The 12682-nt window shown below is 61.2% G+C and carries 9 protein-coding genes; 2 read left to right on the top strand and 7 right to left on the bottom strand.

The window, feature by feature from the left end; genetic code table 11:
• Positions 1 to 3 precede the first annotated feature (3 nt).
• The gene (locus IB238_RS21970; RefSeq protein WP_192252175.1) at positions 4 to 909 is read left to right on the top strand and encodes a UTP--glucose-1-phosphate uridylyltransferase; all 906 of its coding nucleotides are present in this window, start codon (positions 4 to 6) and stop codon (positions 907 to 909) included.
• A gap of 91 nt (positions 910 to 1000) precedes the next feature.
• Positions 1001 to 3325: a Wzz/FepE/Etk N-terminal domain-containing protein gene (locus IB238_RS21965; RefSeq protein ID WP_192252173.1), complete on the top strand. Its 2325-nt coding sequence runs from the start codon at positions 1001 to 1003 to the stop codon at positions 3323 to 3325.
• A gap of 124 nt (positions 3326 to 3449) precedes the next feature.
• Here IB238_RS21965 and IB238_RS21960 read toward each other — a convergent pair whose 3' ends face one another.
• The 7 genes from IB238_RS21960 to IB238_RS21930 all read right to left on the bottom strand — a co-directional run bounded on the left by IB238_RS21960 (position 3450) and on the right by IB238_RS21930 (position 12276).
• On the bottom strand, positions 3450 to 4409 hold the full coding sequence (locus IB238_RS21960) for an FAD:protein FMN transferase (RefSeq protein WP_246723767.1): 960 nt from the start codon (positions 4407 to 4409) through the stop codon (positions 3450 to 3452).
• A 69-nt stretch (positions 4410 to 4478) separates the two neighbouring features.
• Positions 4479 to 5006: a nitrous oxide reductase accessory protein NosL gene (locus tag IB238_RS21955; RefSeq protein WP_192252167.1), complete on the bottom strand. Its 528-nt coding sequence runs from the start codon at positions 5004 to 5006 to the stop codon at positions 4479 to 4481.
• Positions 5003 to 5830, bottom strand: a complete 828-nt coding sequence (locus tag IB238_RS21950; RefSeq protein WP_192252164.1) for an ABC transporter permease — start codon at positions 5828 to 5830, stop codon at positions 5003 to 5005. Before IB238_RS21950 ends, IB238_RS21955 begins: the two co-directional genes overlap by 4 nt.
• Positions 5827 to 6747, bottom strand: a complete 921-nt coding sequence (locus tag IB238_RS21945) for an ABC transporter ATP-binding protein (RefSeq protein ID WP_192252161.1) — start codon at positions 6745 to 6747, stop codon at positions 5827 to 5829. Before IB238_RS21945 ends, IB238_RS21950 begins: the two co-directional genes overlap by 4 nt.
• A complete protein-coding gene (locus tag IB238_RS21940; RefSeq protein WP_192252158.1) occupies positions 6744 to 8117 on the bottom strand; it encodes a nitrous oxide reductase family maturation protein NosD in 1374 nt (457 codons plus the stop codon). The genes IB238_RS21945 and IB238_RS21940 overlap by 4 nt, the downstream gene beginning before the upstream one ends.
• Entirely contained in the window at positions 8114 to 10030 is a 1917-nt protein-coding gene (nosZ, locus tag IB238_RS21935; protein WP_192252155.1) for a TAT-dependent nitrous-oxide reductase, read from the bottom strand. Before nosZ ends, IB238_RS21940 begins: the two co-directional genes overlap by 4 nt.
• Before the next feature lie 23 nt (positions 10031 to 10053).
• On the bottom strand, positions 10054 to 12276 hold the full coding sequence (locus IB238_RS21930; protein WP_246723789.1) for a NosR/NirI family protein: 2223 nt from the start codon (positions 12274 to 12276) through the stop codon (positions 10054 to 10056).
• Between the last annotated feature and the right edge of the window lie 406 nt (positions 12277 to 12682).

Below are 12682 nucleotides of genomic sequence, written 5' to 3'. Positions count from 1 at the left end.
GCCATGGACACAATCAGCCCCGTGCGCAAAGCCATCATTCCGGTTGCAGGCAATGGAACCCGATTCCTTCCCGCCACCAAGGCCATGCCGAAGGAAATGCTGACCATCGTCGATCGACCTGTAGTGCAGTACGCGCTGGACGAAGCGCGCCAAGCCGGAATTGAGCACATCGTTTTCGTCACGGGCCGCAACAAGCAGGCGATCCAGGATCATTTCGACGATGCGCCGGAGCTGATCTCCTCGCTTTCGAGATCCGGCAAGGACGCGCAGGTTTCGGAACTGGAGGCCATGCTTCCGGCGGCGGGCACCGTCAGCTTCACGCGGCAGCAGGCACCGCTGGGCCTCGGCCATGCCGTCTGGTGTGCCCGCGACCTGATAGGCGACGAGCCGTTCGCGCTCTTGCTGCCGGACATGATCTGCCATGGCCCGAGCGGCTGCATGGCGGGCCTGATGGACCTGTACGGGTCCACCGGCGGAAACGTCGTCGGCGTTGAGCAATGCGCCCCTGAAGAAGCGTCGAAATATGGCATCGTCGGCAAGGGTGATGCCGTACCGCATGGCTTCACCGTCACGGAAATGGTGGAAAAGCCGAAGCAGGGAGAGGCGCCTTCGAACTATTTCCTGAACGGCCGCTACATCCTCCAGCCGGAGATCTTCGGCTTCCTCGCCCGCCAGCAGCGCGGCGCCGGCAATGAGATCCAGCTCACCGACAGCATGCTGAAGTTGTCGCAAACGCAGCCGTTCCACGCCCATCCCTATGCCGGGCGCACCTTCGATTGTGGGTCCAAACAAGGTTTCATCGAGGCCAACGTCGCCTTTGCCTTTGCGCGACCCGATATCGGCGGAATGGTGTTTGAGTCCGTCAGGGACATGGTTCTGTCTCATCAACGCCGCATCCACGCGGCATAAGCGTGCCCCGGCCGGCACCATGACCAAACCGATCACAGACCTGACCCGGCCCATCGGGGCAGGTTTCCCTACCCGGGAGAGCGAGATTTCAATGAACCAGAGAAGTCTACCGTTGACCAGACCGTTGCCGCGAAACGCGGAGAGCTCGGATTCCTTCATCGATCTGGACCGTCTGCTTTCCGCCGTGCAGCGGCGGGCGAAGACGATCGCGATCTTCACCTGTGTCTTCATCGTCGGCGGCATTGCCTATCTCGGCTTCGCAACCCCGCTCTACACGTCGATGACGCAGATCCTTATCGATGACAGTATGTCACGCTACGCGGAAGACCAGGAGGCTTCACCTCAAAGCGGCCAGCAACTGGATACCCGCATAGCCAGCACGGTCGAGCTCCTGAGGTCCGGCAAGCTGGCACTGCGCGTCGTCGATCAGGCAGACCTTTCCGGCGAACAGACCTTGATCGATCCGGCGCGCTCTCCGATCGCTACGGTCAAATCGTGGCTCAAGGCTATCGCCGGCGTCTTTTCTGGAGGCGACCCTATATCCGAGGAAGCGGCCGCGAACGCCAGGCGACATAAGGCGGCAGCGATGCTTCAGCAGGCGCTGAAAGTGGAGCGCGTCGGTCGGAGTTCCGTCCTCTCTGTTGCCTTCACCTCCCCGGAACCACAGCTGGCGGCACTGATCGCGCGGACGTATGCGGACGCCTACCTCTCCGACCAACTGAGCGCAAATCTCGAAGCGTCCGAGCGCGCCTCCGTGTGGTTGCAGGAACGTCTCGATGACCTCGGCAAGCGCTCGCAAGCAGCTGCAATGGAGGTCGAGACCTACAGACGTGCGAACAATCTGACATCGACGCGCGGCGAACTCATGTCGGAGCAGCAACTGACCGACCTTAACAGCCAGCTAATCGTTGCCCAGGCCGATGCCGCGAGCGCCTTGGCACGCTACGAACAGTTCAAGGCGATCGTCGAGAAGGGACCGGAAAGCGCAGTCCAGAATTCCACGATCGCTTCGAAGGATATCGACAGCTCCGTCATTCAGGATCTACGGACTCGACATTCCGCCGTCAGCAAGCGCGAACAGGACGTGACGCAGAACTTCGGCGCGGACCATCCACAGGCCGTCGCGCTGCGGGCGGAGAAGGAGGACCTGTCACGACAGATCTTCCGTGAACTGCAGCAGATGACCGCGACCTACCGCAACGAATACGAGGTCGCCCGATCACGCGAACAGTCGCTTCGTGACAGCATCGACAAAGTTGCCGGCACAAACTCGGACGCCAACCAGGCGCTGGTCAAGTTGCGGGAACTGGAACAGAAGTCGACGGCGCTGAAGGCCCTCTACGACAGCTACCTGAACCGCTACGAGCAGGCGTCGCAGCAGCGATCCTTCCCAATCGCCAAGGCGCGGGTAATCTCGGAGGCGGGGGTGCCGGTTTCACCGTCCAATCCGAAGAAAACCATGGTGCTGGCGCTTTCGGCGGTCCTTGGCCTCATGGCGGGCGGCGCGTTCGCGTTTCTTCTGGAAATGCAGGAACGCGGCCTGCGGCTCGAAAGCGACGTTCGCTCGCTCCTCCGGCACAGGTCGATCGGTTATTTGCCGTTGATCGGCAAGCGGCCGAAGAAGAAGTTCAATCTGCGTGATCTGCTAAATCCAGGCGATGCCGACCGGGATGCGCCCGAAGAACCGCTGCCTCTCGAACGAATGACGCGCATCGTCCGGGACGCACCACAATCGACCTTCGCCGAAACGCTGCGGCATGCGAAGCTCGCCTGCGACGTACTTCTGCAGCGGCGGCCCAACCGGGTTATCGGCATCATTTCGATGGCGCCAGGCGAGGGAAATACTACTTTTGCGGCCAATTTCGCGCTCCTGCTCGCCTCGACAGGCAAGCGCACGTTGCTGGTCGATGCCGACCTGCGCAATCCATGCCTCAGCCGAATGCTGAAGCCCGTGCCGAAGTCGGGTCTCGTCGAAGCAGCCCTTGGAGAGGTTCCCTGGGCATCGACGGTCAAGGTCGACCAGCAAACGAAGCTCGCGATCCTGCCGATCGCACCGGGATCCATCGACGAGCAGTTCCACTATACCAACGAGATCTTTGCAGCTCCCGGCATGGCAACGTTGATGGAAAACGCCCGGAAGACTTTCGACTACACCGTCGTCGATCTGGCACCGCTGGGCCCGGTGGTCGATGCAAAGGCCTTCGCCCAGCATGCGGACGGCTTCATACTGGTGTTGGAATGGGGCAAGACGCCCGCGCGGCTGGTGCGGGAGATTCTTGACGCGGAGATCGACATCAATTCGAAGATCCTCGGCGTCGTCCTGAATAAGACCGACATGGACGAGTTGCCGTCCTACAGCGATCAAGGCGGCTCGGAAAAATTCCGCAAGCACTACGCCAAGTACTACGTGGACTAGGGCCTGAGCCCAGCCGCAGAGACTATTGCCGTTACCGGAAATGCAGAACGGTATTCACTCCGTCTGCAATCCGGTACCGCGAGCAAGGCCTTCGACCCCCGCCCGACGAAGCGGCCCTGACCGCTCAGATTGTGCAGTCTCCTGTCGCAGCTGGATTTTTGTTTGAGCAGGTCTGCCCGTCCTGTGTGCGCAAATGCACATCGATCTCGCCAACGGTCTTCGCCAGCGAACTGATTTCAACGGGTGTCATCAGCGCAAATGCGGTGGAGAGCGCATCGGCAGTCGCAGCAAGTGGTGCGACAACGGAAACGCGTTCGTATTGCCGAGCGGTCGTGCCGGTGCGCGGATCGAGGATATGGCTGAAGCGCCCCGCCGGGTCGAAAAGGAAACCCGCGCCGGAAGACGTCGCCACCGACCGATCAGTGACATCGAGAACCAGATCCGGCTCCGCCTCGTTTTCGAATGACGCCAGCCCAATCCGCCACGGCGAACCATCGGCCTTGGAACCAATCGCGCTGTTTTCGCCCATGTCCACCAGACTGCTGGTAACGCCCGCATCCCGAAGCAGCATCACGATTCGGTCGGTCACATACCCCTGAGCGATCCCATTGAGCGTAACCGCCATGCCAGGACGAGAAAAGGCAACGCGATTGCGGTCGAAATGCACCTTGTCAAAACCCGCAAGCGCCACCGCGCTGCGGATCTCTTCCGGCGTCGGTCCGGCCGGATCGGCATCCGCGCTTACAAAGTGCCGGGCATAGAGCGCCCACAGCGGCTGAATGGCCGGGTCGAACCTGCCATCGCTGAGCTGATGAAAATGCCTGCAGGTTTCGAGCAGCTCAACCAACTCGGCAGGCGGCGCGGCCAGTGCGCCCACCCGGTTCAGTTCGCTGAGCGCGGAGTTCTCTCGATAAAGGCTGAATATGCCCTCAAGGCGGGCCACTTCCGCCACCACTTTCTTGATGAGAGCCTGTGCCTCCGTCCGATCCTCATGATTGAGGACAAGCGTGGCCGGCGCGCCCAGCGCCTGCCCCCGCCAGATCACAGGCTCGGTGGACGGCATCGCACGGCCGGCGGCAGGCAACAGCGGCAAACCCGCGAAAGCTGCCATGACCGTGATGAAGCGGCGACGGTTTACTGGCTTATTCATGTCTTACGTTCCTTGTTCGGCGTTTTCGACGCCCTGATCGCCGCCGAGAATGTAGTCCTCAGGCAATTCACCGAACGTCACGACTCGTCCGCCGTTTTTCGCCGCGAAGGCCTGCGCCGCATCCTGCTTTGAGAAGGGCACGGCTTCCTCGACATCCATGCCGCCGCGAAGCGTACTGCCAATAACATAGAATGCCGTGCGCGCGTCGATCCAGTTTTCCATGCCCGGCGCTTCCCAGCTCGGCGCCTTACCCATATCGGAGACATAGATGGCGGCGATCTCCTTCGGTTCGTCCGGCAGCATCGTGAAGGCAACCGTGTCACGCGCCGAAGAGAACCAGATCGGTTCGGGGATCTGCTGCAGAATGACCTGCCCCTTCGGGCCGGCGTGCTCGAGGAGGTTCATGCCACAGTAGCGGCCCATAGCCTCCTGTGTCAGCGCATACGGAGCGGGCGCCTCCGCCTGTTCCTGCTTGTTGCAGCCGGAAAGAAGGACCGTAGCCACGATCGCGGCGATGTGGATGGCTTTCATATCTCTCTCCTTGAGAAGGTCATCGAGGCGAGCGCAAGCGGTGCCGCCACCCAGAGGCAGAGCGCCAGAAGCAAGATTTCACCCGTGAGGATCGATGTCTTCGCCAGTCCGCCCATGCCGGACAGGGCTGCGGCACCCCCGCCGCCGAGATTAAGGAGCCGGTATGCATCTGTCGGGTTGGCCAGCAGCAGAAAGTCCAGCAGTCCATCCGGCAGCGAGCGTCCTTGCGCCGCAACCAGCCCGCCGAGCAGCGCCATGTCGTAGATCAGAACGAAGAACAGCCAGATGGCGATCGCGATGCCGCCTGCGGTACTACGTTCGGCGGCACGCGCGCTGACCAGATAGCCGATTGAAATGAAGACCGCGCCCAGCAAAACCGAGGAGCCCGTCATCGAGAGGAAAGCCAGCCAGCTCTGTGCGTCCGTCGCCCCGCCCATGGCCGCAAGCGCAATGGCCGCAGTGCCATAGCCGCAGACGGTGGCGATGCACAGAATTGCGAGGTGACCAAGAAACTTGCCCAACACGATCTGGCCACGCCCGACCGGGTAGCCGAGCAGCAGCAGCATCGTTCCACGCTCTATCTCGCCGACGATGGCGTCGTGCGAGATCAGAAGCGCGATCAGCGGAACCAGGAAGATGGTCAGACTGGAAAGGCTGACGATTACCACATCGATACGGCTGGCCCCGACGTTGCCGGTGGGTGCGCTGCCGAGGAAGGTCAGTGTCAGTGCCAATGTGGCAAGGAGCAGCGTTGTCGCGAGCACCCAGCGATTGCGCATGCCCTCCCGCATTTCCTTGCCCGCAACGATCAGAATATTGCTCATTGCGCCGCCTCCTGGCTATTGAGGAAGTGGGCATAGAGATCATCGAGCGTGGGCTCGATCATTGAAAGATTTTCAATGCCCGCGGTCGGCGCGGTCAGGCGGTGCAGAAGCGCCATCCGTTGCGCGGGCATCACGTCTGCTTCCGTGCTGCCATCGCCTGTCGGCAGCCAATGAATGCCGGCCATTTCCATTGCTTCCGATGTGCCCTCACGGGTCGGTCTAACGCGGATGCGCGAGGGCAGACTGGCGATATTCCGCAAATCGTCAAGCGTACCGTCGGCAATTCTCAAGCCCCGGTTGATGATGATGACGCGTCCGGTGCGATCCTCCAGCTCGCCCAACGCATGCGAAGACAACAGAATTGTCGTGCCGCTTGCCCGCAATTCATCAATCAGGCCGTAGAACCTGCGCCTCAAGGCGGGATCCAGCCCGCTTGTCGGCTCGTCGAGCAGCAGGACGCGGGGCGCACCCAGCAACGCCTGGGCCAGACCGAGCCGCTGGCGCATGCCCTTGGAATAGGTTCGGATCGGCCGGTCGACAGCGGCGGCCTCCAAGCCGACGCGCTCGAACAGCTCGTCGGCGCATTTGGCGCTCACCCGCTTCAGGCGGGCGTAGAAGGACAGGGTTTCACGCCCCGTCAGCGCCATGTGGAACGACACGCTTTCAGGCAGATAGCCGAGCGCGCGGCGTACGCCGAAATCGCCTTCAGCGGGATCCTCGCCCAGAACTCGCACGCCGCCCGAAGTCGGGCGAATCAGCCCAAGTAAAAGCTTCATGAGCGTGGTCTTGCCTGCGCCATTGTGGCCGACAAGCGCGACAGTTTCACCCTCATTAAGGGTAAAGGAGAGCTCACGCAGAGCATGCACCTTGCCGCCATAGGTTTTCGTGACGTCGCTGACGCTCACGGTGGGGTTCATGGTTGTTGCTCCTTATGTGCCGGGGGCGACATCAGCGGATGGCTGTCGGTCACGCCGCCAGGCAATAGTGCGGGGAAACGCGCCTGCGCCCAGCGCACTACTTGAACAGCGGGACTGCTCGTCAACACCCTCGCTTGCGGCGCGGTCCACAGAACGCGGTCAATCAGATCATTGGGGCGGTAGGGATTGTCGCCAATGCCGTCGCCATCGAGATCGAAAGCGGGATTGTCGCTCCAGTAATTTCCGCGCCCGTTCTCCGACCAGTCGACATACCGGGTTCCGACATACTTCACTTGGTTGCGGCTGCCGATGAAGGCGTTGCCGCTCAAGGTGTTGCCCTCGGAACCGGCCGTGAAATGAATGCCGATGGCGCAATTCTCGAAGAGGTTGTCACGCAGGCGGTTCTTGTTCGCATTGTAGATGAAGACGCATTTTTCCGGGCCGAGCCGCATGCCGGTTTCGTCCTGTTGGGCTTCACCTTCCGAAGCAGGAACGCCATGCTCTTGCCGGGTGCCGCCGTCCGTCCAGCGGGAGGCGGGCTGCAAATGGCCGCGGACCGTATTGCCAACGACCGTGGAGCCGTTTGCATAGTTCAGCAGCAGTCCGTGATCCCGGTCGCCATCGGAGATGTTGCCGGTAATTTTCAACCGACTCGAGAACATGATGGCATATCCGACCGAGTTGCCGGTCGAGATGTTGTCGCTGATCACGCTGTCATTGGTGTACATGTAATGCATGGCGAACCGCACGTTCGTAAAGCGGTTGCCGCTGAAGACATTGCGCTTGCTGGCATTGGTAGAGATGCCGTCGCGGCCGTAGCTGATGTCGTTGTCGGTCACGCGGGCGCCGGGCGCATTCCAAACTGTCACCCCATTGCCGGTTTCGCTCAGCCGGCCATCGCCTGTACCGACGATGACATTGTTGCGAGCGATCGAGTCTCCCGCACCATGCAGATAGATTCCAAAGAGGTTGCCCTCAATCCGGCTGTTCTCGACAATCGTTCGCTTGGCAGTCCGCGCAACGAAAACGCCGGAGTCCAGCGCCTCGAGATCGCTGCCCGAACCGCTGACGGTGATACCGCTGAACACTACGTCTTCAGCGGTTATGGTCACAACGGTGCCCGCACCATTGCCTGCGATTGCAGCTCCCTTTTCTCCGCGAAGCGTCAACGATTTGCCAATGGTAACCGGGCCTTGAAAGCGGCCGCCTTCCAACACCAACTCGTCGCCGGGTTGGGCGGCATCAATCGCCTGCTGGAGTGAGGGCGTGGCGGCAGGCGAGAGGCGGATTGTCTCCGCCCCCGCCGTTGCGGGGATGGCGGCAAGAACCGCCGCCATCCCCCACATCGCCGCATCGTGAAGATGCGTCATGCCTTGTTCGGCTCCACGAGCATCCGGCCCTTCATCTCCATGTGCATGGCATGGCAGAACCACGAGCAATAGTACCACCACACGCCGGGCTTATCGGCCTTGAAGGTCACGGACGCGGTCGCCTGCGGGGCCACTTCCATGTTGATGCCGTAGTTGATGATGGCGAAGCCGTGCGTCAGGTCTTCCACCTCGTCGATGTTGGTCACGTAGACGGTCACCTCGTCACCCTGCTTCACAGTGAAGCTCTCAAGCCCGAAGGCCGGAGCGGCAGAGGTCATGTAGACGCGCACCTTGTTTCCGTCGCGGATCACTTCGGAATCGATCATCAGATCGATGCCGTCAGCTTTCGCCTGGGCAACGGCGTCGGCGAAGAAGGGATCCTCGCGGTTCCAGACGTTCACCGGATTGATCTTCGAGTTGTGCACGATGGTGGCGTCATGCGGCTCTGCGAAAGTGGGATTGTCGTGAACCAACACCATCTCGTCGCCGGAGATGTCGATGAGCTGATCGTTTTCCGGCTTCAGCGGACCAACGTTCAGATACCGGTCCTTGGAGAACTTGTTCAGCGAGATCAGCCACTTGCCGTCGGCGTCCTTCGTCTGTCCCATCGAGCTGTGGTTGTGCCCCGGCTGGTAGTGAACATCGAGCTTCTGGCGGACGGGATTGACCTTCTCGCCCTGATAGGCGCGCTTGGCGTCCTCGATGTTCCACTTGCAGATCTGGCTATCGATGAACAGCGTCGTGTAGGCGTTGCCGCGCCCGTCATAGGCTGTGTGCAACGGTCCAAGACCCAGTTCCGGCTCGGCAACCACGGTGTCACGCGGCTTGATCTTGTCGTCGAACAAGTCGTCGAACTTGCGCACGTCCATAACGGTGACGGTCGGTGAAAGCTTGCCGTTGGCGACGATGTGAATGCCGTCCGGCGCGGTGTTCATGCCGTGCGGGCCATTCGAGATCGGAATGTACCGAGTGTACGGCGAGCCCTTGCGGCCATCGACGACCGGCACGCCACCCATTTCCTTGAACTCGCCCTTGGCAACGGCTTCTTCGATGCGCTTGAGATTGAAGACGACGATCCAGTCCTGATCCTTCGCCATCATCTCTTCGAGGTTCACGCCCCCCTCGGAATTGTAGCAGGTGGCAAACGCATACTTGCCCTGATAGTCGGCATCGACGTTGTCGAGGTTGCCGTCGACCATCACCTGCCAGGCCACCTTCATCGTGTCGCCGTCGATTGCCGAGAAGATGGCGTGATACTGGCTGTGGTCGTCCAGCACCGAACCATCGTTCGGGATCGGCACGCGGTCCTCGCCGTTGGCGAACACATACCCGGTACGCGGGTATTTCTGCACGCGCAGCCCGTGAACGGTATGCTGGTTAGGCAACTGGATGATCTTGTCGCACTTCATTACGTCGAGCCGGATGCGGCAGACGCGGGTGTTGGCCTTGTCGTTTGCGAACAGATAGCGACCATCATAGGTTCCGTCCGTGAAGGACGGATGCGGATGGTGGAGGTCACCGTTGAGGTAGATGCCGCCCTTGTCGGCGAGATATTCCTTCGTTTCGGGCAGCAGACCCTCGGTCAGGATCTTCCGGCTTTCGTTCGTCTGGCCCCAGCCGGTGGCGCTGCAGCGGTTGAAAACCGGAACGCGCATCAGTTCACGCATCGAGGGCAGGCCGAGTATCCGCAGTTCGCCGCACTGACCGCTGGAGAAGAACACGTAATATTCATCGAGTTCGCCGGGCTTGACCTCGGGCGATTGGCCGCCGGCAGCCAGCGCGGGCGCTGCGGTGATGGTCGATGCCGTTAGTACGCCACCACCAACCGTGGCCGCCCCGGCCACAGCCGCTGCGGCTGTGGAACCAAGAAGCTGGCGTCTACTGAGGCTTGTTTCCGTATTGCGATCAGACATTGGTCTCTCCTTTGATGCTGGCGTCAGGCGTGTTCGCCTGCTGCCTCTTCCGTTCCGCCGATCGGCTTCCCTTTATGGGTCACCACGGTCTTCGCACGCGCCTCGCCCTTTTCCGCAGGGCTGGAAAGCGCGACGAATTTCTCTCGCTTGCGCCGCACCTGAATCTGGTGTGGGCAGCGTTGGTCGTCCTGGTAGAGTTCCTGGCAATGCATGCAGTAGATGCATTCATTGACGTTGATCTGCCCTTCCGGATGGATCGACTGCACCGGACATTCCTTGGAGCAGATATGGCAGGGCGAGCCGCATTCGGGCCACCGCTTCAGCCATTCGAACATGCGCAGGCGCCCCGGGATGGCAAGCGCCGCACCCAACGGGCAAAGATAGCGGCAATAGAAACGCTCGATGAACAGGCCGGCGGCGAGCATCGTCAGCGCAAAGATCACGAACGGCCAATCGCGGGCGAATTTCAGAATGATTGCCGTTTTGAAGGGCTCAACCTCGGCGAACATCTCCGCCAATGCGAGCGAGTAGAGCGACAGACCGAACAGACCAAGAAAGATGATGTACTTGATCGGCCACAAACGCTCATGAAGTCCCCAGGGCAACGTCAGCTGCGGCACCTTCAGCCATTTGGCGATGCCGTTGGTTAGTTCCTGCAGGGCGCCAAACGGGCAGAGCCAGCCGCAGAACGGGCCACGCCCCCAGAACAGCAGGGCCGCCGCCACTGACGCCCAGAGAATGAAGATCAATGGCGCAGCCAGGAAGAATTCCCAATTGAAGCCCGTGACCAGCGAATTGAAGAACGTCAGGACGTTGACCACCGAAAGCTGGGCGTTCGCATACCAGCCGAGCCAGACGAGCGCGAAGAGCAGGTATCCGCGCCGAATCCAGGCAAACATTTTTGGGCGCCGCACCAGCCAGTCCTGGAAGAAGAAGATGCCGGTCAGCACCAGGATGCCAGCGATCGTTATGCCGACCTCGACGCGGTTCATCTGCCAGATGCTGACCCAGAGAGGCGTGTCCTCATCGGCGAACGCTGCATTGTCCTCGACTGCAGTCGGGGCGGGCGCGGCAGCAGGCGGTTGCGCTGCAGCCACGGGCGGCGCTTCCACCGTGATGTAGCGATCAGGCAGAGTGTAACCGAGATCATAGGGCAGCGTTGCCTTGTCGCGCGAACCGGTGGTCCGTTGAACGAGCAGCTGCAGCTCCCACGGCTCGGTCACATTGAAGGTGTAGCTATCCGGAACGACGTAGAGGGCGATTTCCCGCAGTCTCGGTGCGCCATCCGCGGCGATTTGCGTCAGCCGGGTATGGTCGCGGTCGCGAAAGCGCAGCCCTTGCCCATCCTGGAGCAGTTCGATGCGATCGAATATGCCACCCCGGACATAGCCCGACCCTTTGAAGGAGTAGGCGCCGTCACCAGCTACCAGAATGGCCGATTGGCCCGGCTTCAGGCGCTTCTGGAGCCGGCCGTATCCCTCGTCGCCCAACAGGCTCCTGCCGATCGAAGGAACGCTGACCGGGGCAACATAAAGCTCGATGAACCGGTCTTCGGGCGATGGCGTCTCGGGATGGCCGGCAGCCTCCTCCAGCTTCGCCCCACGGAATGCCTCCGAGACCTCGCCGACCGTCAGCCTGAGGCTGCGGATCGAGCCGTCTCCCACCAAGGTCTGCCAGTCAGCAGTTTCGTTCACCGAAGCATTGAGTTTCTTGACGGGCGCCTTGGCGGCAGCCACTTGCGTCAGCGCATCGCCACCAAGCCTGCCACTGCGGATCAGCTTCACCGCCGAGCGCACAACGCTGTCGCCCATCACGAGCACAGTCACAGTGGCACCGCTGACGATATCGACCTGTGGCGGTCGCTCCGCGCCGGATGCAACACGGGAAAGATCGCGGCCAATCACCGAATTGAGCGCCTCGACGACGCGCGCTTCCGGAATACCGATCAGCACGATCGGCTCCTTGTGATCGACCAGCTTCAGGCCCCGCACGACGCCAGCGCTGTCGATGCCGACAATCATGTGGATCGGCTTGCCCGAGTAGCCGACGGCATTGGTGAAATCGGTATTCAGATAAGCGTAGCCGGCAACATCCTTGCCTTTGTATACAGGGACGATTGCCGGCTGGCCGACAGGCTCGCCGAACCGGTCCGCCCCTTCGAACATATCGCCTGGCGATACTTTCGACAGATAGTCCGTCAGACCTCCCGCGGCGAAGGCATGCCCTGCGACGGATATCAAAGTCATGAGGATGGAAAGGAAAACGGCCAGACGGTGTTTCCGGCGATGAGCGTCTTTCCGCATGTGCATTCCAATGCGATGCGGCCCGGATGCTATTGTTCCCGTGCCGCGCCGCAATCATTCAGCATGGGAGTTGCAGGCAACATAGCCACAGCACGCAGAGCGTCCTTGAGCTAGATCAAGTCTCGGCCGATAGAGATCCGCAAATGCACTCGATCGCGACCTGCGAGCAGCGGAGGGGGACGGAAGTTCCGTTTATGTCGTGGGTCATCATACGGTGGAAGATCGGGGGCACCTGGCGCGCAGCAGATGGGGACGTCACTCGCAGGTGCCCGTCGAAAAAGCGAGCCGCAGCCGCTCAAGGGGCTCTATCCGAACCCTGCAATGTCGACTTTCTCAACCACCCCCGATG

The organism is Rhizobium sp. ARZ01 (assembly GCF_014851675.1).
GTDB lineage: Bacteria > Pseudomonadota > Alphaproteobacteria > Rhizobiales > Rhizobiaceae > Mycoplana.
This window is presented reverse-complemented; position numbering and strand designations above follow the sequence as displayed.